The organism is Nocardioides epinepheli (assembly GCF_037936805.1).
Lineage (GTDB): Bacteria > Actinomycetota > Actinomycetes > Propionibacteriales > Nocardioidaceae > Nocardioides.
This window is the reverse complement of sequence record NZ_JBBMMC010000012.1, coordinates 129,115-153,434: the sequence shown is the minus strand read 5'-3', so window position 1 is coordinate 153,434 and position 24,320 is coordinate 129,115. Positions and strand designations below refer to the sequence as shown.

At 69.2% G+C, this 24,320-nt stretch carries 23 protein-coding genes and 1 tRNA gene; 12 read left to right on the top strand and 12 right to left on the bottom strand.

Features of this window, described 5'->3' with window-relative positions:
- Positions 1 to 129: 129 nt before the first annotated feature.
- On the bottom strand, positions 130 to 621 hold the full coding sequence (locus WMR31_RS16580; protein WP_340539981.1) for a YajQ family cyclic di-GMP-binding protein: 492 nt from the start codon (positions 619 to 621) through the stop codon (positions 130 to 132).
- 114 nt (positions 622 to 735) lie between these two features.
- Here WMR31_RS16580 and WMR31_RS16575 point away from each other — a divergent pair.
- From WMR31_RS16575 to rplQ, 9 genes are all read left to right on the top strand, one after another.
- Positions 736 to 817: transfer RNA gene (locus tag WMR31_RS16575), tRNA-Tyr, on the top strand.
- A gap of 95 nt (positions 818 to 912) precedes the next feature.
- On the top strand, positions 913 to 1,980 hold the full coding sequence (locus WMR31_RS16570) for an LLM class flavin-dependent oxidoreductase (RefSeq protein WP_340539980.1): 1,068 nt from the start codon (positions 913 to 915) through the stop codon (positions 1,978 to 1,980).
- A gap of 274 nt (positions 1,981 to 2,254) precedes the next feature.
- The gene (gene infA / locus WMR31_RS16565; RefSeq protein WP_232679687.1) at positions 2,255 to 2,476 is read left to right on the top strand and encodes a translation initiation factor IF-1; all 222 of its coding nucleotides are present in this window, start codon (positions 2,255 to 2,257) and stop codon (positions 2,474 to 2,476) included.
- Between the two features lie 29 nt (positions 2,477 to 2,505).
- Positions 2,506 to 2,619 (top strand): 50S ribosomal protein L36, encoded by a 114-nt coding sequence (gene rpmJ, locus WMR31_RS16560; RefSeq protein ID WP_004008316.1) that lies wholly within the window; start codon positions 2,506 to 2,508, stop codon positions 2,617 to 2,619.
- A gap of 191 nt (positions 2,620 to 2,810) precedes the next feature.
- Positions 2,811 to 3,188, top strand: coding sequence for a 30S ribosomal protein S13 (rpsM, locus tag WMR31_RS16555; protein WP_340539977.1), 378 nt, complete (start codon positions 2,811 to 2,813; stop codon positions 3,186 to 3,188).
- A 62-nt stretch (positions 3,189 to 3,250) separates the two neighbouring features.
- The gene (gene rpsK / locus WMR31_RS16550) at positions 3,251 to 3,652 is read left to right on the top strand and encodes a 30S ribosomal protein S11 (protein ID WP_038681087.1); all 402 of its coding nucleotides are present in this window, start codon (positions 3,251 to 3,253) and stop codon (positions 3,650 to 3,652) included.
- Positions 3,653 to 3,683: 31 nt separating this feature from the next.
- A complete protein-coding gene (rpsD, locus tag WMR31_RS16545) occupies positions 3,684 to 4,292 on the top strand; it encodes a 30S ribosomal protein S4 (protein WP_340539975.1) in 609 nt (202 codons plus the stop codon).
- A 107-nt stretch (positions 4,293 to 4,399) separates the two neighbouring features.
- The gene (locus tag WMR31_RS16540; RefSeq protein WP_340539974.1) at positions 4,400 to 5,416 is read left to right on the top strand and encodes a DNA-directed RNA polymerase subunit alpha; all 1,017 of its coding nucleotides are present in this window, start codon (positions 4,400 to 4,402) and stop codon (positions 5,414 to 5,416) included.
- 81 nt (positions 5,417 to 5,497) lie between these two features.
- Complete coding sequence (gene rplQ, locus WMR31_RS16535; protein WP_340539973.1) at positions 5,498 to 6,133, top strand: 50S ribosomal protein L17; 636 nt, start codon at positions 5,498 to 5,500, stop codon at positions 6,131 to 6,133.
- A gap of 131 nt (positions 6,134 to 6,264) precedes the next feature.
- On the opposite strand, the gene WMR31_RS16530 is transcribed toward rplQ, so the two are convergent.
- On the bottom strand, positions 6,265 to 7,242 hold the full coding sequence (locus WMR31_RS16530) for a ketopantoate reductase family protein (RefSeq protein WP_340539972.1): 978 nt from the start codon (positions 7,240 to 7,242) through the stop codon (positions 6,265 to 6,267).
- A gap of 39 nt (positions 7,243 to 7,281) precedes the next feature.
- On the opposite strand from WMR31_RS16530, the gene WMR31_RS16525 reads away from it, so the two are divergent.
- Complete coding sequence (locus WMR31_RS16525; protein ID WP_340539971.1) at positions 7,282 to 8,283, top strand: 4-hydroxy-3-methylbut-2-enyl diphosphate reductase; 1,002 nt, start codon at positions 7,282 to 7,284, stop codon at positions 8,281 to 8,283.
- Positions 8,284 to 8,391: 108 nt separating this feature from the next.
- Here the strand turns inward: WMR31_RS16525 and WMR31_RS16520 are convergent, their stop codons facing one another.
- Positions 8,392 to 8,778 (bottom strand): GtrA family protein, encoded by a 387-nt coding sequence (locus WMR31_RS16520; protein ID WP_340539982.1) that lies wholly within the window; start codon positions 8,776 to 8,778, stop codon positions 8,392 to 8,394.
- Positions 8,779 to 8,798: 20 nt separating this feature from the next.
- Complete coding sequence (locus tag WMR31_RS16515; RefSeq protein WP_340539970.1) at positions 8,799 to 9,785, bottom strand: glycosyltransferase family 2 protein; 987 nt, start codon at positions 9,783 to 9,785, stop codon at positions 8,799 to 8,801.
- A gap of 127 nt (positions 9,786 to 9,912) precedes the next feature.
- Here WMR31_RS16515 and WMR31_RS16510 point away from each other — a divergent pair, with 127 nt between their 5' ends.
- Positions 9,913 to 10,533 carry an L-threonylcarbamoyladenylate synthase gene (locus WMR31_RS16510; protein ID WP_340539969.1) on the top strand — a complete coding sequence of 207 codons (621 nt, stop codon included), beginning with the start codon at positions 9,913 to 9,915 and terminating at the stop codon, positions 10,531 to 10,533.
- On the opposite strand, the gene WMR31_RS16505 is transcribed toward WMR31_RS16510, so the two are convergent.
- The 5 genes from WMR31_RS16505 to WMR31_RS16485 are packed head-to-tail and all read right to left on the bottom strand — an operon-like array spanning position 10,496 to position 16,640.
- The gene (locus WMR31_RS16505; protein WP_340539968.1) at positions 10,496 to 10,939 is read right to left on the bottom strand and encodes a DUF6542 domain-containing protein; all 444 of its coding nucleotides are present in this window, start codon (positions 10,937 to 10,939) and stop codon (positions 10,496 to 10,498) included. The genes WMR31_RS16510 and WMR31_RS16505 overlap by 38 nt on opposite strands.
- On the bottom strand, positions 10,936 to 12,036 hold the full coding sequence (locus WMR31_RS16500) for a DNA recombination protein RmuC (protein WP_340539967.1): 1,101 nt from the start codon (positions 12,034 to 12,036) through the stop codon (positions 10,936 to 10,938). Before WMR31_RS16500 ends, WMR31_RS16505 begins: the two co-directional genes overlap by 4 nt.
- Positions 12,037 to 12,082: 46 nt before the next feature.
- Positions 12,083 to 13,690, bottom strand: coding sequence for an EAL domain-containing protein (locus tag WMR31_RS16495; protein WP_340539966.1), 1,608 nt, complete (start codon positions 13,688 to 13,690; stop codon positions 12,083 to 12,085).
- Positions 13,687 to 14,475 carry an exodeoxyribonuclease III gene (locus tag WMR31_RS16490; protein ID WP_340539965.1) on the bottom strand — a complete coding sequence of 263 codons (789 nt, stop codon included), beginning with the start codon at positions 14,473 to 14,475 and terminating at the stop codon, positions 13,687 to 13,689. Before WMR31_RS16490 ends, WMR31_RS16495 begins: the two co-directional genes overlap by 4 nt.
- A 56-nt stretch (positions 14,476 to 14,531) precedes the next feature.
- Positions 14,532 to 16,640: a BTAD domain-containing putative transcriptional regulator gene (locus tag WMR31_RS16485; RefSeq protein WP_340539964.1), complete on the bottom strand. Its 2,109-nt coding sequence runs from the start codon at positions 16,638 to 16,640 to the stop codon at positions 14,532 to 14,534.
- Between the two features lie 304 nt (positions 16,641 to 16,944).
- On the opposite strand from WMR31_RS16485, the gene ychF reads away from it, so the two are divergent.
- Positions 16,945 to 18,033 (top strand): redox-regulated ATPase YchF, encoded by a 1,089-nt coding sequence (ychF, locus tag WMR31_RS16480; protein WP_340539963.1) that lies wholly within the window; start codon positions 16,945 to 16,947, stop codon positions 18,031 to 18,033.
- Between the two features lie 187 nt (positions 18,034 to 18,220).
- Here ychF and WMR31_RS16475 read toward each other — a convergent pair whose 3' ends face one another.
- The 3 genes from WMR31_RS16475 to WMR31_RS16465 form a co-directional block, all read right to left on the bottom strand.
- The gene (locus WMR31_RS16475; protein ID WP_340539962.1) at positions 18,221 to 18,415 is read right to left on the bottom strand and encodes a hypothetical protein; all 195 of its coding nucleotides are present in this window, start codon (positions 18,413 to 18,415) and stop codon (positions 18,221 to 18,223) included.
- A 423-nt stretch (positions 18,416 to 18,838) separates the two neighbouring features.
- Entirely contained in the window at positions 18,839 to 23,017 is a 4,179-nt protein-coding gene (locus WMR31_RS16470; protein ID WP_340539961.1) for an NACHT domain-containing protein, read from the bottom strand.
- A gap of 166 nt (positions 23,018 to 23,183) precedes the next feature.
- Positions 23,184 to 24,293, bottom strand: a complete 1,110-nt coding sequence (locus tag WMR31_RS16465) for a tyrosine-type recombinase/integrase (protein ID WP_340539960.1) — start codon at positions 24,291 to 24,293, stop codon at positions 23,184 to 23,186.
- Positions 24,294 to 24,320: the final 27 nt, after the last annotated feature.

The following is a 24,320-nucleotide window of genomic DNA, read 5'->3' as shown; positions in this document are numbered from 1 at the left end:
GGTCGGTTGGGAGGTTTCGTCGGCGGCCGACTGTCAGGCGGGCTCGTTCCTCGCCCTCCCGGCTTGCTCAACCTCCGCGCTCGTCCGGCTTGCTCACCTCCGGGGCGGCGTGAGTACCCGAGAGGTGGGTCAGCGGTAGTTGGTGAACTGCACCGCGAAGTCGTAGTCCTGGTCCTTGACCAGCCGCTGCACGGCCTGGAGGTCGTCGCGCTTCTTGGACGAGACGCGCAGCTCGTCGCCCTGGATCTGCGCCTTGACGCCCTTGGGGCCCTCGTCGCGGATCAGCTTGGTGATCTTCTTGGCGTCCTCGGAGGTGATGCCCTCCTTGAGCGCGATCGCGATCTTGCTCTGCTGGCCCGAGGGCCGCGGCTCGGAGGCGTCGAGGATCTTCAGGCTCTGCTGACGCTTGATCAGCTTGTCCTTGAAGACGTCGAGGACGGCGTTGGCGCGGTCGTCGGCCGAGGCGGTGATCTCGATCGCGGCCTCGCCCTGCCACTCGATGGTGGCGCCGGTGCCCTTGAAGTCGAAGCGGGTGGCGATCTCGCGTGCGGTCTGCCCCAGCGCGTTGTCGACCTCCTGGCGGTCGATCTTGCTGACGATGTCGAAGGACGAGTCGGCCATGGTGGTCTGTGCTCCCAGCGTGTCGTGGACTGATCTCAGCGATTCCGCGCATCCGCGGTCGCTGCGCTATTGTCTTCCCTCGTCGCCGACCGGCAAAGCCGGAGGTGACATCCCGGCAGGTTGCCCGAGCGGCCAAAGGGAGCTGACTGTAAATCAGCCGGCACAGCCTACGCTGGTTCGAATCCAGCACCTGCCACACGGGAGCACCGAACACGAGGGCCTCCGCCGATCCGGCGGAGGCCCTCGTGTCACTGAGCTCGTGTCGCTGAGCAGGCCGCAGGGGGCCGTGGAATGTCCCGCCGCCGCGCCGTGTTGTGCCTGGTGATGACTGCGCTCTCCGTGCTCGACCTCGTGCCCGTCCGCTCCGACCAGACCTCCGGCGACGCCGTGCGCGCGACCCTGTCGCTCGCCGGCGTCGCCGACGAGCTCGGCTACCGCCGCTACTGGCTGGCCGAGCACCACAACATGCCGGCCGTGGCGGCCACCAACCCGCCGGTGATGATCGCGATGGTGGCGGCCGCCACCGACCGGATCCGGGTGGGCAGTGGCGGCGTCATGCTGCCCAACCACGCCCCGCTCGTGGTGGCCGAGCAGTTCTCGCTGCTCGAGGCCGCCTACCCCGACCGGATCGACCTCGGCCTGGGCCGTGCCCCCGGCACCGACCCGGTGACCAGCTGGGCGCTGCGGCACGGCGGCGGGGGAGTCAGCGACGACGCCGTCAACCACTTCCCGCAGTACGTCGACGAGATCATCGCGATGATGAGCCTCGAGGGTGCGGGCCTGAGCCTGCGCGGCGGCACCCACCTGCTGCGCGCCACGCCGCACGCGATCGGCGTCCCGACGGTCTGGCTGCTCGGCAGCAGCGAGTACTCCGCGCTCCTCGCCGCCGAGAAGGGGCTGCCCTACGTCTTCGCCCACCACTTCTCCGGCAAGGGCACCGCCGAGGCGCTCCAGCTGTACCGCGCCAACTTCCAGCCCTCGCCCGAGCTCGCCGAGCCCAAGACCTTCCTCACCGTCAACGCCGCGGTGGCGGAGTCCACCGAGGAGGCCGAGCGCCTCGCGCAGCCCCAGCTGCACCAGATGCTCGCCCTGCGCACCGGCCAGCCGTTGGAGGCCCAGCTGCTCGTCGAGGACGCCGAGGGGCGCTCGCTGCGCCCCGACCAGCAGCAGCTGGTCGATGCGATGGCCCAGAAGTGGGTGATCGGCGACCCCGACGCCGCGCGCGCACAGATCGAGGACCTCGCGGCCACCTACGACGTCGACGAGGTGATGGTGAACCCGGTCACCGGGGCCTACCGCGGCACGGAGGCGGCGACGTCCCCGACCCGCGAGGACACCCTCCGGCTGCTCGTCAAGTAGTCCCGCAGGAGGGGACCGGTAGCACGGATTCGTGTTTCCGTGCCCCAGGAACCTAAACTGGCGTGTCGGCCCAACATGGGTCTGTTCTGTGACGCCTCGCGGCTGCTCGCGTACGTGCTGATCACTCCACCAGGGGTCCAGCGCTGTGCCCGGGATGAGGAGCGCAGAACGGCCGCATGAGGTCCACGCGCGAGCGAGGTTCCCGGGTCACACGGTAGACAACCCGACCTCACCACACAGAACGGTGCGGTCACAGCGACAAGAATGTGAGGACATGCCGAAGAAAGAAGGCGTGATCGAGATGGAGGGCACCGTCGTGGAGGCCCTCCCCAACGCGATGTTCCGGGTCGAGCTCAGCAACGGCCACAAGGTTCTCGCGCACATCAGCGGCAAGATGCGTCAGCACTACATCCGGATCCTCCCCGAGGACCGCGTGGTGGTGGAGCTCTCGCCGTACGACCTCACCCGAGGTCGGATCGTCTACCGGTACAAGTAAGCAGCCGATACGAGCGAGAGAGGGCTGACATGAAGGTCAACCCGAGCGTCAAGCCGATCTGTGACAAGTGCAAGGTGATTCGTCGCCACGGCCGCGTCATGGTCATCTGCGAGAACCCCCGCCACAAGCAGCGGCAGGGCTGACGACCCCGGTTCGCGCCCCGTGCACGGACCGATTCGTCAGGCACCACAACTGAACACACACCCAACGCGATCGCTAGGTCCCTCGTCCCGACGGGACCGAAGCACCTCCGGAGCAGAAGGCCGGAGCCGGCGCCCCACCAGGGCCCGGACGCATCGCGTACGAAACCTCTGCAGAATCGAAAGGCCATCACATGGCACGCCTCGTCGGCGTCGACCTCCCGCGCGACAAGCGCATCGAGATCGCGCTCACCTACATCTACGGCATCGGCCGTACCCGCGCCCAGAAGCTCCTCGAGCTGACCGGTGTCGACCCGAATCTGCGGGTGCACCAGCTGGGCGACGACGAGCTGGTCAAGCTTCGTGACGAGATCGAGACCCAGGACTTCAAGATCGAGGGTGACCTCCGTCGTGAAGTTCAGGCCGACATCCGCCGCAAGATCGAGATCGGCAGCTACCAGGGTCGCCGCCACCGTCAGGGCCTTCCGGTCCGCGGGCAGCGCACCAAGACCAACGCGCGCACCCGCAAGGGCCCCAAGCGCACGGTTGCCGGCAAGAAGAAGGCCAAGTGATCGATCGCCTCACGGCGAGCTCACTCCCTTCCCTCACAGACCAGCTCACAAGGAGATAACCGATGCCTCCCAAGGCTCGCGCGGGCGCCAAGAAGGTGCGCCGCAAGGAGAAGAAGAACGTCGCTCAGGGCGAGGCCCACATCAAGAGCACGTTCAACAACACGATCGTCACGATCACCGACCCCACCGGGGCCGTGATCTCGTGGGCCTCTGCCGGCACCGTCGGCTTCAAGGGCTCGCGTAAGTCCACGCCGTACGCCGCGCAGATGGCCGCCGAGGCCGCCGGCCGCCGGGCGATGGAGCACGGCATGAAGAAGATCGACGTCTTCGTCAAGGGCCCGGGCTCGGGTCGCGAGACCGCGATCCGCTCCCTGGGTGCGATCGGCCTCGAGGTCGGCACCATCCAGGACGTCACCCCCGCCCCCCACAACGGCTGCCGCCCGCCCAAGCGCCGGCGCGTCTGAGCCACCGAGACAGGAACAGGAGACTTAAATCATGGCCCGTTACACCGGACCTATGACCCGCAAGTCGCGCCGTCTCGGTGTCGACCTCGTCGGTGGCGACGCCGCCTTCGAGAAGCGTCCCTACCCGCCCGGCCAGCACGGCCGTGCGCGCATCAAGGAGAGCGAGTACCGCTCGCAGCTGCAGGAGAAGCAGAAGGCCCGCTTCACCTACGGCGTCATGGAGCGTCAGTTCCACAACTACTACGTCGAGGCCTCGCGGCGCGCCGGCAAGACCGGTGACAACCTGCTCCAGCTCCTGGAGTGCCGCCTCGACAACGTCGTCTACCGAGCCGGCTTCGCCCGCTCGCGTCGGCACGCCCGCCAGCTGGTGACCCACGGTCACTTCCTGGTCAACGGCCACAAGGTCAACATCCCGTCCTACCAGGTGAGCCAGTACGACATCATCGACGTGCGGGAGAAGTCGCAGGAGATGACGCCGTTCATCGTCGCCCGCGAGACCCACGGCGAGCGCGTCGTCCCGGCGTGGCTGCAGGTCATCCCCTCGCGGATGCGGATCCTGGTGCACTCGGTGCCGATCCGCGCGCAGATCGACATGCCCATCCAAGAGCAGCTGATCGTGGAGTACTACTCCAAGAAGTGACCTCGTCGCCGGCCCTCGGCCCGGGAGCGTTTCCGCCCGGGCCGAGGGACCACCACCTGCAGATCTGGGCCCTCAAATAGCGGTCGGCCCGGGAAGGAAAGAAAACAGTGCTCATCGCACAGCGCCCCACCCTGTCGGAGGAGACCGTCGGCGACTTCCGCAGCCGGTTCGTCATCGAGCCGCTCGAGCCCGGCTTCGGCTACACGCTCGGCAACTCGCTGCGCCGCACCCTGCTGTCGTCGATCCCCGGCGCCTCCGTCACCAGCATCAAGATCGACACCGTCCTGCACGAGTTCTCGACCATCGAGGGCGTCAAGGAGGACGTCACCGAGGTCATCTTGAACCTCAAGGGCCTTGTCGTCTCCTCCGAGCACGACGAGCCGGTCACCATGTACCTGCGCAAGTCCGGCGCCGGTGACGTCACCGCCGCCGACATCGCACCGCCGGCCGGCGTCGAGGTCCACAACCCCGACCTGAAGATCGCCACCCTGTCCGACAAGGGCAAGCTGGAGATGGAGCTCGTCGTCGAGCGCGGTCGCGGCTACGTGTCCGCGGTCCAGAACAAGGGCAACGACAACGAGATCGGCCGGATGCCGGTCGACTCGATCTACAGCCCCGTCCTCAAGGTGACCTACAAGGTCGAGGCCACCCGTGTCGAGCAGCGCACCGACTTCGACAAGCTCGTCATCGACGTCGAGACCAAGCCCTCGATCCTGCCGCGCGACGCCATCGCCTCGGCCGGAAAGACCCTGGTCGAGCTGTTCGGCCTGGCCCGTGAGCTGAACGTCGAGGCCGAGGGCATCGACATCGGCCCCTCGCCGGTCGACGAGCAGCTCGCCGCGGACCTCGCCCTGCCGGTCGAGGACCTGCAGCTGACGGTGCGGTCCTACAACTGCCTCAAGCGCGAGGGCATCCACACCGTGGGTGAGCTCATCAGCCGCTCGGAGCAGGACCTGCTCGACATCCGCAACTTCGGCGCCAAGTCCATCGACGAGGTCAAGGCCAAGCTGGTCGAGATGGGCCTCTCGCTCAAGGACAGCGCGCCCGGGTTCGACCCGCACGCCGCCCTCGCCGCCTACGGCGACGACGACGACGACGCGTTCGTCGAGGACGAGCAGTACTGAGCCGCCCGGCTCACCGACGCTTCACCTTCACATCCCTCTAACCCGGGTACCTGATACGGCCCGGGAGAATCGAGAAGCACCATGCCCGCACCGAAGAAGGGCGCCCGCCTCGGCGGCAGCCCCTCGCACCAGCGTCTGATCCTCTCGAACCTGGCCAGCCAGCTGTTCGAGCACGGCCGGATCACCACGACCGAGGCCAAGGCCCGCACCCTGCGGCCGCACGCCGAGAAGCTGATCACCAAGGCCGTCAAGGCGCACCGCGGCGAGAACGCGCTGCACCAGCGTCGTGAGGTGCTCAAGGTCGTGCGCGACAAGGGCGTCGTCCACGTGCTCTTCACCGAGATCGCGCCGACCTTCGCCGAGCGTCCCGGTGGCTACACCCGGATCACCAAGATCGGCCCCCGCAAGGGCGACAACGCCCCCATGGCCGTGATCGAGCTCGTCACCGAGGCCTACCAGCCGAAGGCGAAGACCTCGAAGGCGAAGGCCACCAAGTCCGAGCCCGCCGCCCCGGCGCTGGACAAGGACGAGAGCTCCGAGGAGGTCGAGGTCGAGGAGGTTCCGGTCGAGACCGAGGAGACCCCGGCCGAGGCCGAGGAGACCGCCGCGGAGGAGGAGGCCGAGGAGGTCACCCCCGAGGAGGCAGCCGACGAGGAGTCCGAGGAGGCCGCCGAGGAGAGCGAGAAGGCCGCCGAGGAGTCCGAGGACAAGGCCTGATCCCAGCAGCACCGCCCGAGGGCCCCGACACCACCCGGTGTCGGGGCCCTCGGCATTCCGGCCACCCGGCATCGACGCTGAGCCGGCGCGTCTGTAGGTCGACCCACCTCGGACCTCGACGAGTTCGGCCGCTACGAGAGAGCCGATTGATCCAACTGGTCCAGGAGGCCGGCCGCGGGCACGCTCTGCGGCGCAGCGCCGCGGCGGACGACGTCGTGCAGGGTGCGGCGGACCAGCTCGTTGGCCGGGGTCGGGACGCCGTGGAGCCGGCCGAGGCGGACGATCTCGCCGTTGAGGTGGTCGACCTCGACGTCGCCGGTGCCGCGGCGGACGCTCTGCCAGGTCGAGGAGCCCACGCCGGCACGGTCGACCAGCGGGCGCAACAGCTGGCCGCGGCGCTCCTGGTCGGTCTCCTCGCTCACCACCGGGATGCCGGCGGCCGCCAGGACCGTCTCGGCCTCGGCGTGCAGGCGCTGGACCAGGCTGACGAAGTCGTCGTCGACGGGGCAGGCGGCGTCGACGGCGTTGCCGAGGTTCACGATGAGCTTGCGGTACTTCCACGCCATGATGTCGGCGCGCGGCTCACTGTCGAAGCCGGCCGCGCGCAGGTCGGCGGCGATCGCGCGCGCGACGTCGTCGACGCCCGTGGGGTAGCGGCCGATGTCGAGCAGGGCCGGCCTGCCGGCGGAGTGCAGGCGGACCCGGCCCGGCTCGAGATGACTGGCCGGCATCATCACGGTCACCGAGTACACCCGCGAGACCCGGCGGCTCAGGGCCCGCTCGTTCGAGACGCCGTTCTGGAGCGAGACCACGGGCGTCTCGGGGCGCAGGTGCGGGACGAGCGCGTCGAGGGCGGTCGCAGTGTGCTGCGACTTCACCGCGAGCAGCACCACCGTCTGGTCGGTGAGCTCCACCTCCGCCGGCGCCGCGACGACCGGGACCGTGAGGGCCGTCTCCGGCTCCTCGCCGACGTGGAGCCGCAGGCCACCGGCCTGCAGGGCGCGCAGGTGCTCGCCGCGCGCCACCAGCGTCGTCTCGATCCCGGCGCGGTGCAGCAGCCCACCGACACCCCCGCCGATCGCGCCGGCCCCCATCACGACGTACCTCACGATGACTGTCTACCAGGACCGCGCTCGTAGGATGGGCGAATGAGTACTGACCTCGGTACCCCGCAGATCCTCTCGCCCGACGAGGCCGAGCGCGCCGTCCTGCTCGCCGCCCCACGCGGGTACTGCGCCGGCGTCGATCGAGCCGTCGTCACCGTCGAGAAGGCGCTCGACCTCTATGGCGCGCCGGTCTACGTGCGCAAGCAGATCGTGCACAACAAGCACGTGGTGGCCGACCTCGAGACCCGTGGCGCGATCTTCGTCGAAGAGCTCACCGAGGTGCCTGCCGGGGCGACCGTCGTCTTCTCGGCCCACGGCGTCTCCCCGGAGGTGCACCGCCAGGCCGAGGAGCGGGAGCTGAAGACCATCGACGCCACCTGCCCGCTGGTCACCAAGGTGCACCACGAGGCGCGACGCTTCGCCGCCGACGACTACGACATCCTGCTCATCGGACACGAGGGGCACGAGGAGGTCGAGGGCACTGCGGGCGAGGCGCCCGGGCACATCCAGCTCGTGCAGAGCCCGGCCGACGTCGCCGACATCGTGGTGCGCGACCCGGCTCGGGTGGCCTGGCTCTCCCAGACCACGCTGTCGGTCGACGAGACCCTCGAGACCGTCGCGGCGATCCGTGAGCGCTTCCCGCTGCTGCTCGACCCGCCCAGCGACGACATCTGCTACGCCACCCAGAACCGCCAGCTCGCCGTCAAGGAGATCTCCCCGGCGGCCGACCTGGTCATCGTCGTGGGCTCGGCGAACTCCTCGAACTCGGTGCGTCTGGTCGAGGTCGCCCTCGAGGCCGGTGCCGCGGCGTCCTATCGGGTCGACGACGTCTCCGAGATCGACGAGGCCTGGCTCGACGGCGTCTCCACCGTCTCGGTCACCTCCGGCGCCTCGGTGCCGGAGTCGCTGGTCGAAGGCGTGCTCGCCTTCCTCGCCGAGCGCGGCTACCCCGACGCGCGCGCCGTCCACTCGGCCGAGGAGTCGCTGATCTTCTCCCTGCCCAAGGAGCTGCGCCGCGACCTGAAGGCCGCCGGCAAGGCCTGACTTATCGCCGAGTCGGCGTTTGCGTTAAGCACAAACGCCGACTCGGCGTTTCTTCTCCGCCGAGTCGGCGTTTCTGTTAAGCCCAAGTGCCGACTCGGCGTCAGGTCGCTACGCGCCCCGTTCGTTCGTCGCGGGGCGCTGCTCGCTCGGCCAGACGACGTAGCGGTAGGCGAGGAAGTTGGCGACGAACGAGGCGCCGATCGAGAGCACCTTCACCACGACCAGCGGCTCGATGAGCATCGCCAGCAGGTGGATCACCAGCGGCTGGAAGAGCCACATGACGGCGCCGGTGGTGGCCAGGAAGAGCAGGGCGTGGCGCAGGGTGAGCCGGTCGGCGGAGAAGGTGAAGAGGCCGTTGACGACGAAGCTGAACGTCATGCCCGCGCTGGTGGAGACGAAGTTCGCCAGCACGATGCCGAGCCGCTCGTGCAGCAGCAGGAACAGGCCGAGGTCGAGCGCGGTGTTGATGACACCGACCCCTGCGAACCGGACCAGGGTCGGTGAGAGGACCGGCTTCAGGGCCCACCGTCCCGAGAGCCGCGCGCGGTCAGGGCGAGCGAGTACAGGGGACGGTCCTGGGTCTCGACGTACACCCGGCCCAGGTAGGTGCCGATGACGCCCATCATGATCAGCTGGAGTCCGCTGAGCAGGAACATGCCGACGCCGAGGAACGCCCACCCGGGCACCGACTCCTCCGGACGGAACAGCCGCACCCCCAGCACGTAGAGGGCGAGCAGCAGCGAGAAGCCGGAGATGGCGAAGCCGAGCCGGGAGATCCACCGTAGCGGCGCGGTCGAGAACCCGACGAGGCCGCTGGCGGCGAACCGGATCATCTTGCGAAGCGGGTATCCGGTCTCTCCCGAGTAGCGCGGGTCGCGGTCGAACAGCAGCGCCTCCTGCCGGAAGCCGACGTGCGCGACGATGCCGCGCAGGAACCGGTCGTGCTCGCGATAGCGCGACACCTCGGCGACCACCTTGGCGTCCATGAGGCGGAAGTCGCCGACGTTGCGCGGGATCTCGATGTCGGCCATCCGGTCCAGCACCCAGTAGAACGCGTACGCCGTCGCGCGCTTGAAGGAGGAGTCCTTCCGGCTGCGACGCTGGGCGAAGACCACGTCGACGCCCTTCTCCCACAGCGTGATCATCTCGATGCTCACCGCGGGCGGGTCCTGCAGATCGGTGTCCATGATGATCACGGCGTCGGCCTCCGCGCAGGCGTCGACGCCCGCGGTGACCGCGAGCTGGTGACCGAAGTTCCGCGACAGGGCGAGCACCGTGACCCGGTCGTCCTCGGCCCGCAGCTCAAGCAGCCGTTCGAGGGAGTCGTCACGACTGCCGTCGTCGACGTAGACGAACTCGAAGTCGATCTCGGGCCTGGTCTTGGTGGCCGCGACGAGCGCTTCGTGGAAGACCGCGATGTTGCCCGACTCGTTGAACACCGGCAGGACGTAGGAGACCCGGCGACGTCGGGGCGTCGCCTCGTCGGGCTCGGGCAAGGGCATGGTGATCCTGTCGTTCCTACGGCTCTCGGGCACCTGTCTACCGGGTCGATGCGCCGCGGACACTGTGCCTGGGCGAATTGTCTCCCATGAGATCGGGAGAGGAGCAGGGGAGTGGGAGGATCAGGCCATGGCCAGGTACCTCGACATCCACCCGGACAACCCGCAGCCGCGCCTGGTGCAGCAGGTGGTGGATGCGCTCCTCGACGATCAGCTGATCGCCTACCCGACCGACTCGGGGTACGCCCTCGGCTCACGGATCGGCAACCGCGAGGGACGCGACCGGATCCTGCGGATCAGGGGGCTCGACGAGCGGCACCACTTCACCCTGATCTGCAAGGACTTCGCCCAGCTCGGTCAGATGGTGCACGTCGACAAGGCGGCCTTCCGCTCGATCCGAGCCGCCACCCCGGGGCCGTACACGTTCATCCTGCCGGCGATGCCGGAGGTTCCTAAGCGGCTCCTGCACCCCAAGAAGCGCACGGTGGGGGTGCGGATCCCCGATCACCGGTTCGTGCAGCAGCTGCTCGAGGCGCTCGGCGAGCCACTGCTGAGCAGCTCGCTGATCCTGCCCGGGGAGACCGAGCCGCGCACGATGGGCTGGGAGATCAAGGAGGACCTCGACCACGAGGTCGACATCGTCGTCGAGGCGGGCGAGACGCCCGCGGAGTCGACGACGGTGGTCGACTGGTCCAGCGGTGAGCCGGAGGTGATCAGACGGGGAGCCGGGGATCCTGAGCGGTTCGAGTGAGCCGCTCGGCGGCCACCCGTTGCCGGATGAACAACACACCGAGGGCCAGGCCGTAACCGAGCGCGAGGGCGATCGCGTGGTGGGAGAGCCCGGAGACCACGGCCTGGACGACGCCGTCGCCGGACCTGGCGATCGCCTCGGCGCGCGACATCGCCAGCAGCAGGAAGGTCGAGAGCATGAGCAGCGGCGGGAGCACCCCGACGGTGAAGAAGTCGCTGGGACGCACCGCCAGCGCCAGCCCGACGCACAGGGCGACGAAGCCGAGGTCGAAGAGCAGGCCGACCTGATCGGTGAGGAGGAGGTCGATCGCGGCAGCGGTGAGGGCAAGCGCCACTCCGAGCGCGGCGACCTCGCGACCGGGCTCGCGGCCTTCCTCCCACATGGTGCGGGAACCGGGCAGGTTCACAGCTCCACGTTACGGGCTGGTGGCCCTTCGCCGGGTTCGCCGCGCCGAAGCGAGCCGACGGCGTGCAGCGGCACGGTACGCGGCGTCGCGAGGTCGTCGGTGGTGACGCCGAGCGACTCGAACCGCCGCGCCTGGACCAGCACGCGAGAGTCGAACGAGCCGATCGCGCTGTTGTAGTGCTCGACGGCACCGTTCAGCGAGCGCCCGACCCGGTCGAGATGGGCGCCGAAGGTGCCGAGCCGACTGTGCAGCTCGCGGCCGAGCCGGTGGATCTCGGCGGCCTGGGCGGTGAGCGCCTCGTGCGACCAGCCGAGCGCGACCGTGCGGAGCAGGGCGATGAGGGTCGTGGGAGTGGCCAGGACGACGCCGCGCCCGGCGCCGCGCTCGAGCAGGGAGCCGTCCTGCTCGAGGGCCGCCGACAGGAACGACTCGGCCGGGACGAACAGCACCACGAACTCCGGAGACGTCTCCAGCGAGCGCCAGTAGGCCTTCGAGCCGAGCTGGTCGACATGGGTGCGCAACTGGGCCGCGTGCCGAGCCAGGTGCGAGGCGCGGACCTCCTCGTCGTCGGATCCAGTGGCGTCGAGGAAGGCGTCCAACGGCACCTTGGCATCGACGACGACCGAGCGACCGCCCGCGAGGTGGACGACCAGGTCGGGGCGCTGGGCGCCGTCGTCGAGCCGGGCCTGCTCGGTGAAGTCGCAGCGGTCGACCATGCCGGCCAGCTCGACCGCTCGGCGCAGGTGCATCTCGCCCCAGCGGCCGCGGACCTGCGGACGGCGCAGCGCGGTGGACAGGGTCTGGGTCTCGCGGCGCAGTGAGTCGGTGGAGGAGCGCATGTCGGCCACCTGCTGATGCAGCTGCCCCTGCCAGGCGACCCGGTTGTGCTCGAGGTCGCGCATCTGGTCGTGCAGCCGCTCGAGCCCCTCACGGACGACGGCCTGCTGGTCGAGCGCGGTGCCCAGCCGGTCGGCGAGGACGTCGTCGGCGGGCGTCGCACGCGGGCGCAGCACGCCCGCGGCGTAGCCGAGCGCGGCCCCGGCGAGGCCGCCGAGGAGCAGCCCGAGCACGAGGATGAGGAAGGTGCCGATCTCCATGTCCACAGTGTGGGGGCGAGCACCGACAGTCGGCCGAGAGTCAGTCTCAGTCGTCGGCGATCGGCATCCTCAGCCCCAGCGCTGCGAACGAGGCGAGGACCGCCTCGGCCGGCGCCGGGGGAGCGAAGTAGGTGCCCTGACCCAGGGTGATGCCCAGGTCGCGGGCGCGCGCGGCCTCCTCGGAGGTCTCGATCCCCTCCGCGACCGCGGTCTGCTCCAGCTCGCCGATCATGCGGGTGATGTTGCCCAGGACCGTGCGACCAGCCGTGCCGCCGGTGTCGGCGATGAGCGCACGGTCGATCTTCACCCACTCCCAGTCCCAGCTGGTGAGCAGGCCGAGCGCGGAGTAGCCGGCCCCGAAGTCGTCGACCGCCAGTCCGACCCCGCCCGCGGCGAGCTCGGCGGCGATCGCACGCTGCGACGGCGACCAGCGGGTGACGTGCCGCTCGGAGACCTCCAGGACGAGCTGGACGCCGGTGTCGGCCATCCGCGCGGGGAGTGAGCGGAGCAGCCGGCTCTCCTCGTTGAGCTGCTCGAACTCGATGTTGACGCCGAGGGCCAGAGGCTGGTCGGCGCGGCTGACGATCGAGCGCATCGTGGCCAGCGAGTGCTCCAGCACGACCTCGGTGAGCTCGTCGAGCATGCGCAGCTGCGCGGCAGCGCCGATGAGCATCATGGGTGAGACCGGGCCGAAGCCGAACTGCCGCGCGCGGACCAGCGCCTCGTAGCCGCGGATCTCGCCGGCCACCAGGTCGACGATCGGCTGGTAGGCGACCTCGACGCGACCCTGGTCGATCATGTCGCGCAACACCGTGCGGTCGTCGTACCACCGCGGCGGGAGCATCTCCGGGGTCCGGGCCCGCTTGCGATGCCGCATCTGGCGCTCGGCGCTGCGCAGCAGTGCCTCGGTGTCGTCGTTGGGCGAGAGCGAGAGCGCCTCGCCGATGCTCACCTCGACCTGGACGACGTGCTCCCCGATCACCAGCGGCTCGCGCATCGCCGCGTGGAGATCGGCGATGAGACGGTCCAGGTGCGAGGCGTCCTCCAGATGCCTGGCCACGGCGGCGAACTCGTCACCACCCATCCGGGCCGCGAAGGACCCCGACGGCAGCACGTCGGAGCTCAGCCGGACGCCGATCTCCTTCAGGACGAGGTCGGCGTCGAGGTGGCCCAGGGTCTCGTTGAGCCCCTTCATGCCGTCGACGTCGAGGAAGAGCACCGCCAGGTTCTCGTCGGTGCGGGTGGCCATCGTCTCTTCGAGCAGGGTGCGGAAGTGGCCGTGGGTCCACAGTCCGGTGAGATCGTCGGTGAGTGCCTGACGCCGCAGCCGGGCGTCACGACGCGCGGCGTGCCGCGAGGCGGTGGCCATCGTGGTGAGAGCGGCGAGCAGTCGACGGTCCAGCCGCGAGAACGGCGGCCCGTCGGGGCCGCGGCGCGCGACGAGGTAGCGGTCCTCGCCGAAGTGCATGCTGACGTCGGGCGGCGGCGTCGGAAACGCCTCGATCGTGACGTCGCCGGGGACGGCGCGGCGCGCCCAGCCCAGCAGCCACTGCTCGATGCGGTCCTCGGGCCACGGCATCCCGGTGGCCGCCTCGGCCAGCACCTCGATGAGGGCGCGCTCCTCCGACCCCGGCTCCTGAGGTTGCTCGCTCATGAAGGGGACGGACCCAGTTCGACGACGACGGGCGCGTGGTCGCTCGCGCCCTTACCGGCGCGCTCGTCGCGGTCGATGAAGGCGCCCTGCACTCGCGAGGCCAGGCTGGGGGAGCCGAGCACGAAGTCGATCCGCATCCCCCGGTTGCGCTCGAACCGCTGCCGGTAGTAGTCCCAGTAGGTGAAGACGCCGGGGCCGGGGGTGTAGGGACGGACCAGGTCGGCGTAGCCGTCGTCGAGGAAGGCGCGGAAGGCGGCGCGTTCGGGCGGCGTCACGTGGGTGTCGGTGGCGTAGGCGGCCATGTCGAAGACGTCGTCGTCCTGGGGCGCGATGTTCCAGTCGCCCACCAGCGCGGTCTGCCCCTCCAGCCACGGGAGGGCCGCGGCGCGCAGCCGGGCCAGCCAGTCGAGCTTGTAGTGGTAGTGCGGGTCGTCGACCTTGCGGCCGTTGGGGACGTAGAGCGACCAGACGCGGACGCCGCCGCAGGTCGCGCCGAGGGCCCGCGCCTCGGCACCCAGCGGGTCGCCCCAGCCGGGCATCCCGGCGAAGCCGACCTCGACGTCGTCGATGCCGACCCGGCTGATCAGCGCGACGCCGTTCCACTGGTTGTAGCCCACCGAGGCGATCTCGTAGCCCATCGACTGCAGCCCCATCACCGGCAGTTGCTCGTCGCGGGCCTTGGTCTCCTGCACGGCGAGGACGTCGATGTCGTGTCGCTCGAGGAATGCCTCGACCCGCTCGATGCGCGAGCGCAGCGAGTTGACGTTCCAGGTGGCCAAGCGCACGGGCTCAGCCTAGTGGCGCCACGCTCACACGGTGGGCGATTGGGTGGGTTGATGACTCATGACGGCGGCGGCGAGGTTCGGATGAGCCGGTCGAAGGGAGTGACCGGGACGCCGATCTCCTGCATCCGGTCGCGATAGGCACGGTAGGCGCGTCGGGCCTCGCCGTAGCGCCTGGCCTCGTGGAGGGTCCCGATCAGATTCAGGTGGGACGGCTCGTCGTACGGGTCGTCGGCCAGCAGTCCGACCAGCCAGGGGATGGCGCGCTGCGGCTCGCCGCGAGCCAGCAGGGCCATCGCGAGCTCCCGCTTGACCTCCAATGCGGTCCGCAGGAGCTCGTCGCGGGTGTCGACGACCCAAGCGCCGTAGGGATCGTCGTCGAGGTAGTGACCGGCATACATCGCCGCCGCCCGTTCGAGCTCCTCCACGACGGCGAGGTCGGTCCGCTCGCCGCCGCGCAGCGCCCGCAGGGCGCCGGCAGCGGTCTGGGCGAACACCACGGCGTCGATCTCGACGTGGTCGACGTCGAGGCGGACGGATTCGCGGTCGGCGCGAAGGTAGTGGTCGGAGGGATGCTGCTTGGTGGGGTCGAGCACCGCGCGCAGCGTCGAGAGGACGACGGAGAGCCGGTTGCTGCTGCCGGAGGAGTCGGGCCACAGATGCTCGGCGAGTGCTTCACGGGTGATCGGCCGGCCGCCGCGTCCGGCGAGGATCTTCAGGGCGTCGCGGGACTTGCGTGACTGCCAGGCCGACGCGGCGATCGGCTCGCCGTCGTGGAGGACGGCGAATGCGCCGAGCGTGCGGATCGCGATCCGGGCCCGGTCGGTGTGGCCGATCGTCTGGAGCGGCCCGGCGATCCGGGTAGCGTCGTCCCGGACGCCGAGCGCGCGGAGCCGGCGTCGTGCCGCCTGCTCGCCCACGTGGTCGGCCACGGCGTGGGCGCGCAGCGCCTGGTTGGTGGCCAAGCCGATCGCGTTGGCGGTACTGCGCCACAGTGTCCCGGCCTCGTCGAGGACGTCGACGGCGCGCGGCCCGGAGATGAGGAGGGACTGAAGCTCCAGCGCCTCGGCCAGGCCGCGCGAGTCGTGGCGGCGTCCGGCTTCGGTGACCGCGCGCTGGGCGTACTCGGCTGCGGCGTCGACGTCGTCGGTGGCCAGACTGACCCACCCCGCGGCGAGCAGTGGCTCGACCTGGCCCAGGGCGGCGTGTTGGTCGAGCGCGCGTTTGACCATGCCCTGCGCCTCGTCGATGTCGTCGACCACGAGCACCCTGGCCAGGCCGGCGGTGGCGGGGACGAGGATCTGGGCATCGGTGGTGCGCTCGGCGATGGCCAGCGCCTCTCGATAGGCGATCGCGGCCTGGGTGGCGTTGCCGGCGAGCCGGTTGGCATCGCCGATGCCGACCACGGCCTGGGCCAGCAGTGGCGACCCGGCGCTGAGCGCGAGCGCGCGGGCCCGGTGCAGCTCGGCCAGGCACTCCTCGAGGCGGCCCAGCCCCAGCAGTGACTCGGCGCGGGTGATGAGACTCAACGCGATCACCGCGGCGGGCGCGGAGATCGACTCGGCCAGCGTGATCGACTGCTCCAGGTGGCCCAGGGCATCGGTGTAGCGGCCCTCGGCATTGCACCGTGATCCCAGGTTGTTGTGGATGCGGGCCTGGGCCACGACGTCGCCGGCTCGCTCGGCGGCGGTGAGCGCGTGGTGGTAGGCGACCAGGTTGCCGTCGAGGTCGCCCTCCAGCACCAGGACCAGCGCCTGGCTCACCCACGCGGCGGCCAGCGCGGCGTCGTCACCCGACTCCTCCGCTTCGCGCAGCGCCCGGTCGGAGAGCGCGCGCGACGCCGTCGCATCGCCGGTGGCCCACAGCGTGGAGGCGTGGCTGGCGTGGAGGAAGGCCAGGTGCGCCACGTCGGGGTCGTTCTCCTCGGCCAATGCCCGGTCGTAGACCGCGAGTGCCTCGGTGAACCGACCTGTCTGGTGGAGAGCGAACCCGTATCGCCACGCGAGTGCGAGGGGGAGGCGGTCGTCGTCGTCGGCGAGCAGGGCGGCGGCACGTTCGAGCATCGGGATGCCCGCGCGCAGCAGGACCTCGGTGTTCGCGCTCTCCAGCGCAGCGAGGACCGCCGCGCCGTCCCGGGCGCGGAGGGAGCGCTCAAGCTCTATCGGCATCTGTCCCCGTCCCCGGGACCTCGACAGAGTCGAGGTCCCACACGGCACGATATTCCTCCGCATGCTGCGAGGGGAGATGTTCGCGCGCTTTGATACCAGTTCGACATCTAGGGAACACTTGATCAAGTGCCGGGACGGCGCCAGCGCCGCCCGGGCGGCACCCTGGCGGCACCCTCGCGGCGTTGCCGGACGACGCTGACATCCAGCCGCACTGGTCGGTGATTACCTGGCTTCTCCAGGCTGGCGGCCCCAAGCGGGACGCTGAAGTGGGTCGGGCGGCGTCACGCCCGTAGAATCGCCGCCCGTGGCTCTCACCATCGGGATCGTCGGCCTGCCCAACGCCGGAAAGTCGACCCTCTTCAACGCACTGACCAAGAACGACGTGCTCGCGGCGAACTACCCGTTCGCGACCATCGAGCCGAACGTCGGCGTCGTCGGCGTCCCCGACGACCGGCTCCCGAAGCTGGCCGAGATCTTCGGCTCGGCCAAGATCCTCCCGGCCACGGTTGAGTTCGTCGACATCGCCGGCATCGTCCGCGGCGCCTCGGAGGGCGAGGGCCTCGGCAACAAGTTCCTCGCCCACATCCGCGAGTCCGCCGCGATCTGCCAGGTGACCCGCGTTTTCCGTGACGAGGACGTCACCCACGTCGACGGCGAGGTCAACCCCTCCAGCGACATCTCCACCATCCAGACCGAGCTGATCCTCGCCGACCTCCAGACGGTCGAGAAGGCGATCCCGCGACTGGAGAAGGAGGCGCGCGGCAAGAAGGAGCTCGCCGCCAACCTCGCGGCCGCCAAGCAGGCCCAGACCGCGCTCGAGGCCGGCACCCCGATCATCTCCCTCATCGAGTCCGGCGGCATCGACCGCGACCTGATCCGCGAGCTCTCGCTGCTGACGGCCAAGCCCTTCATCTACGTCTTCAACTGCGACGCCGACGAGCTGAACGACGAGGACCTCAAGGACCGGATGCGCGCCCTGGTCGCCCCGGCCGAGGCGATCTTCCTCGACGCCAAGTTCGAGGCCGAGCTGGTCGAGCTCGGCGACGACGACGAGGCCCGCGAGATGCTCGCCGAGATGGGCGTCGACGAGCCCGGCCTCGACGTCCTGGCCCGCGTCGGCTTCGACACCCTCGGCCTGCAGACCTACCTCACCGCCGGCCCGAAGGAGTCGCGCGCCTGGACGGTCAAGAAGGGCGCCACCGCCCCCGAGGCCGCCGGCGTCATCCACACCGACTTCCAGCGCGGCTTCATCAAGGCCGAGATCGTCTCCTTCGACGACCTGGTCGAGCTCGGCTCCATGCAGAAGGCCAAGGAGGCCGGCAAGGTGCGCATGGAGGGCAAGGACTATGTGATGGCCGACGGCGACGTCGTGGAGTTCCGCTTCAACGTCTGAATCCGCGCGTTTGCGCAGGTCAGAGGGGGTATGACCCCTCCGAGTCCGCACAGAGTCCGCAAGAATTTCAGCCCTGAGGTTCAGATGGGCGCCAGTTCCGACGTGCTACCAGCGGGTCTAGGGCCTCCTCGGAGCGTGCTCAAGCCGCTGCTTTGGCGGCGAGGCGTCGCGGCCATTTCTAAGGGTGTCAGTCAGTGAAGCCGTCGATTGGGATGGCTTCGGCACCGTACTCGACCAGCGCGACGGCGGCCTTGTAGCCATCTTCCGAAACTTCGAATGACTCGCCCTCGCCGGTGACGATGTAGTACCGGTCGCCTTCCGTCTGGAACTGAAGTCCGCGCGTTGGGATGCGCCTGCCGCCGCCGTCGTGCTCGCTCGTCACGACGCCGACTCTACGGCCTCGAAAGAGGTCGGAGCGGTTCGGCGCACTGGGCGACGGCGCCACCGTGGGTCCATGTGCGAAGACTGCCAGGCGCTCAAGGGCGGGGGACGCCACAAGCCTCCGCATGCATACCTCGTGCCGGTCGGCACCCAGCGGATGTATGGCCGTTCGTCCCAGGCCAACGAGCAGGACTACAGATGCAGTGCGTGCGGTCACGAGTGGACACACGAGACCGGTAATGCCGGTTACGGCTGGATGTAGACAGCGAGCGGCGCGCCTCCAGGCATGATTCGGCTGCTTCTTACTCACTCATCGGCTGTTCGCGCCTGACCGTCCCTGGCATTTCGAAGGCCGGCACTTGGACGCGGTTCGGTCCTGTTCATGTGTGGCAGGGAGTTGCTGTCTCCTGCAACGTCTGTCGGACTACTCGCCGTTGGCAGGTAGTCGGTACCAGCCGGGTGTTGCCGTTTGTACGTCGCCGCCCGGCGTCCAGGACTGCACGAGAGACCGGGAGAGCGCCCCCGGGGTGGTGCGGCCTGCACTGAAACCTCGGTAGACCTCCTTGCCGGTGTTCTGGACCCAGATCAGCGACGTCTTTTCGGCCGTGAGCCACTGTTCGAGCCAATCGGCGTCGACAAGGAGTTCGTTGCGGCCGGCGTTGACGGTGTGGCGGAGGACTGCGACGACTTGGCCATTGTCGTCAGTCCAGCCGTTGCGGCCGTTCCAGTGGAGGTTGCCGGGAGTGGGGCCGAAGAAGTCGGGGGCAGGTACGTCGAGTGAGATGGTGCGCAGTTCGTCGGGGGCGTACTCATACTCTCCGAGGATGTCCCAGGCCGCGGGGCGGGTAGGAACGCTGAGTGGTTCTCTCCACTCGTGGTCGATGATGTTGAGCGCTTCGCCGTGGTGGTGGCCGTAGGGATACTCGCCGACGTACCCCTGGTGCAGCTGGGGTGGACGGGCCAGGTCGATGCCGGTGAGGTCTCGGTTCTCGAGTTCCGTAATGGCCGTGGGGAGGTCGGCCGTGGCGACGAGGTGGGGGTAGACATGGGTCCACATGCCGCGGGTGCGGTCGGTTGTGTCGGTGGCGTTGGTCCAGTCGTAGGTGCCGGACAGGACAACGAACCGGCGACCGTCGACGGTGGCTTCGTTGACTGCGACGGTCGGGAGGTCGGTGTCGTCGGCGATCCACTCGGCGTCGGTTTTGTCGAATGTCGGCGTCCAGTTGTACCCGGGCACCCAGGCGCGCGGGGTCGGGTCGACGGGGGCGAACTCGATGACCGTCGGGTCGACCTGGCGGGAGATGTCCGTGTGTGGGCCGGGGATTGGTGGTGCTGGCGGGTCCCACGAGCTCGGCGTCTTGGGCACGTGGTCGTCGACGATGCCGATGAGTCGGTTGAGGGCAATCCACTGGTATTTCTTGCCGATGCGTTCAATCCAAGCTGGCTTGGAGCGGCCCATGCCGTACTTCCCGAGAACGTACCCGTCGAACGAAGCGTGCCATTCGGGCCGGTATCGCAGGCGGCTGACCTCTAGGACGACCCACCGGGCTGCGGCGTCCAGGTCGATGCCGGGACGGTCTCGCAGTTCGGGGCTCAGCTGGTAGGTGAAGAAGTCGTCGCGGGTCGTGGAGAACACGAGCTTCGGGTAGTCGTTGGTGTCGTACTCAGCGATGTTGGCTTCTGTGGGCCAGTCGATAGGCCAGTCGCTGGCATACGGCGGCCGGAACTGGGCGGGGGTGACGCCGGCGGGAAGTGCACCGCGGTCGGCGGCTGCTTCGAGGATGCTGCGGGCGGCGTCGCGGACCGCGGCGTTCGGCGTCACCGCTGACGGGACGGAGAAGAGGTTGCTCCAGACGACTTCGGCTGCTGCGGTCCAGTCGTCGGTGGTGCCGTTCGCGAGGAGTGCGGCGTAGGCGACGACGCTTGCGCGTTCGACGACCCACTCGTCGTCGACCTCGGTGAACCGCCCGAGGAGCCCGGCGGCGAGCCCGGGGTAGCGGGTCAGGAGGCGGGCGGCCGCGATGGTTGCGGGCTCGCGGACCCGGCGGTCGGTGGCGCTGGTGGTCCACAGGAGCGCAGTGACCCACAGTCTGGTGGTTGTCTCACCGACCTGGTCGAGCGGCTTCTCTCGGGCCCATCGGATGAGTCTGTCGACCGCACCGCTGGTGCCGTGGGTGATGTGCAACCAGCCGGGGATGAACGAATCGCGGGCACCCATGTTCAGGCTGGTGAGGAAATCGTGGAGGTAGTCGGCGTTCAGCGGATGGTCGGGACGGGCGGCGAGCCGGAACAGCATCGTGAGTGCGGCTTCGCACACGTCTGGGCGGCTGAGTGCGTCGATGACGATGTCTCGGGTGTCTTCGGTGATAGTCGTGGCGTTGCGCCATGCGGTGCCGGCGACGACGGCCGCGGCGATGGCGTCTCCGTCGCCGATTTCGGCTGCAAATTCGGTGAGCTCGAGCCCGAACCGTTCGGCCACGACCACCGAGGTTGCTTCGAGGACGCCGCGGTCGATGGTGCCGCCGAGACCGATGACTCGGCCGACTCGGCCGCGGAGCTCGGCGGCGATGCCCGCCTTGTCGGTGACGCCGGTCAGTGCATCGGACACGATGAGGTGGTGGCCGATGCGTTCGAACGTGACGGCGATGATGTCTGCGCCATGTGCGCTGCCGTCAGGAACGACGTCTTCTTCGACGAGACCTTGCGAGATGAGGGCGTCGAGGAGTGACTTCTCGGCACTGCGATCGGACCAGATCGGTGTCAGATGGGCTTGGGCCTGCGCGCGGGTGAGCCATGGGTCGGCGCCGGCGCCGGCGTCAGCGATCGCGGACGCGAGTGAGCGCATGGCCTCGTGTGCGACGCGGTCCGACGGCGGGGCATCGATGCGGTCACTGATGACGGCGTTCGCGTTGTCGAGGACCATGGTGGTGAGCTCGTCGAGGCCCATGACGGCCTGGTCGAGTGAGAGTTTGGCGGCGCCCTTGAGCGCTTCGCAGACCAGTCGCAGGTACAACGGATTGTCGAACTCGCCGTGGATGGGCGGTGACGTCGGCGGTTCGAGGCCGTAGAACGCGGCGTATTCGCTGACCGCTTCGAACTCGACCCCTTCGAACCCGGTGTGCTCGAATTTGGGCACGGTGACGCTGTGCGGGATGACTTGTCCGACGTAGTGGGTGCGGGCGGTGAGGAGGAGCCGGACGTTTGGGTATCTCTCTGCAGTGGTGATGAGCCGGTCGAGGTTGTCACGCCACAGGGATCGCGGGCGGGTGTCGTTGAGCGCGTCGATGACGATGAGGCTCGGGACACCTGTGGCGCGGCCGCACTCGTCGAGGAGCGCGATTGTGTCCTCGCCGGTCAGGTCGGTCGGCATCTTGAGAAGATCACGCAAATAGACCAGCGGATCGGTGTTGGTGAACCAGCGGCCGTGCAGCATGATGCTGGGCCGGCCCTTGGCGAGGCGCTGCGCGACCGCGTCGATGGCGAGGTAGGTCTTGCCGACGCCGGCGGCTCCGGTCATGAGTGCGACCTGGGCGCCGGCGAGCCGTCCGATGGGGCTGATAAGGAGCCCGGTGGCGTCAGAGAGCGTCTTCTGGAGCTCCCGGAGTGAATCGACTCCTTCGGCGGGGAACGAGACCATGTACTCGGCTCGCGACTGGCGCCAACTCGGGCTGTCCCAGTTCTCCCCGGAGTACTGGGTGTCCATCGCCGCGGCCTCGACCGCCTCTTGGGTGTCGACGACGCGCGACGCATCGTTGAGCGCTTGGGCGAGGACGTCGAGCCCCGCGGTCGTGCGCGTCGTATGCCAGGCCGCAAGAGCGTCGGTGACTTTGGTGGCGGCGTCGAGTACCGCTTCCATGTCCGCTGCTAGCGCGTCACCCTTGGCGCGCCGCACGCGGCGGGCGGCGTCGTTGACCTCGGCGATCTGCTCGGTGACGCCGGCCCGCCAGTCGTCGTCAGAGCAGAGCGCGGCGATGGATCGGGCCGCGGGGACCTCGACGTTCAGCTGGGGCATGTACCGGGGCCGGGCGGCGTTGATGGCCTCTTGTAGGCGGTCGTCCCACCACTTGGTGTCGAGAACGTCGGCGTCGAACCAGTACCTGCGCTGGATGCCGGTGGGGTCGAGCCGCTCGAGGCGGGTGATGATGTTCGTCGCCCACTCGATCTCGAACTCGACGGTCATGCTGTGAGCGGCGGTCATGTCCTTCCACCCTTGGAGCCAGCCGCCGGGGTCGTTGATCTTCTCCAGGAGGGACTTGCCCTTGCCGGTTCGACCGGTCGGGTCGGCGGGGATGGCGATCGTGTACCTGGTCAGCTTCGGGTGCTGCTTCAGCGCAGCCTTCACGGACTTGTCGAGCTGGGCCTTGTCGACGTCGCTGTGGTGCGTCCAGTACTTGGCCTGGTAGCCGTGCTCGGTCCCGTCGGGGAGGGTCCAGTAACACTCGACGCCGCCGTCGCCCCCGGCGCCGTGCAGGGACACGAACTTGGCGTCGACCACCGGTGACTCCTGGGCGACCTGCTGGCAGATGAACTGCTCGAACCCGTCGCGCTGCCCGCCGGGGCCGAGCGACCGAAGGCCTGTGAAGTCGATGTCGGGGATGTTCACGTGACTACGCTTCCTTCGAATGCTGCAGGCCGAGACTTCGTAGCACGAGGGAAACGCTACCGGTCGGCGCGCGGAGCGGCGCTACGCATCGTTCTGGGCAGGGCGGCGCACCTCTCGCGATACGAGGGCGATGCCCGCCTGTGTACGGCTGCGACCGGAGGGTGTCTCAGTCGCCAATACTCGCAGCCCCCTCGGAGAGGTTGCCGAGCGATGCTGACATGATCGACTCGGCGGCCTTGCGAGTCCGGTCCTCGGCGGTCGGCCAGAGGTGAGCGTAGGTGTTGAGTGTCGTGGTCGCTTTCGCGTGGCCGAGCGAGCGCTGGACCGTCACAACATCGCATCCGGCTGCGATCAGCCCCGATGCGTAGAAGTGGCGCAGGTCGTGGAGCTTGATGCCCGCCAGGCCGGCGTCGCGCAGCGTCTTGCGCCACCAGTAGCCGACGGTGTTCTGGTGCGGTGGGTCGTCGCCTTCCCCGGCGAAGAGCCAGCGATTCTTGCCGGTCGTGCCGTGAGCGGAGACGTGCTCGGCGAGCATGTTGACGAGGCTGTCGGCGAGGAAGACGACGCGCTCTGAGCCGTACTTCGGTGCCCGGACGTCGATCGCCCCAGCGTTGACGCGCTGCACCTGGCGGGAGACCTTCAGCGACCTGCGGAGGAAGTCGACGTCGCCGAGCTGGACCCCGGCGGCCTCACCCAACCGCAGGCCGGCGAAGGCGCAGAGGGCGATGAACGGCTGGAACCGTTCGTCCGCCACGGCCATGAGCTGCCCTACCTCCTCGGGAGCGGGGATCGACATGGCGACGTCCGCGCGACGGCCGCGGGGGAGACGTACGCCGTCGGTCGGGTCGGATACGATCACCCGATCCTTCACCGCGGCGCGGAACACCGATCTGACGTTGACATACCGCGTCTTGATCGTGCCGGAGGCGAGCCCGGCTGCGTTCATTTGCTTGATCCAGGTCTCGACGTCCGAGCGCCGGACTTGCTTCATCGGCTTCCCCGCGAAGGGCACGGATCTCGCCGCCAGTGACATCGCGAGCACGGTGCCGGGCGCCCACACCTGGCGCGCGGACCACTCCCCGAAGAACGCCGCGAACGTGATCCTGCCGGCCTTGGGGTCGGCGTACGTGCCGGTGACCACCGCCGAGGTGACCTGATCCAGCCACTGCTGGGCGTCGATCTTGCGATCGAAGTGCCGCGAGTGCTCCTTGCCGGCTTCGTCGCGATACCGCGCCCGCCACTTGCCGTTGGCTCGCTTGGCGATGTTTCCCGCCATGGTGATGCTCCTTCCAGGATCGCTCCA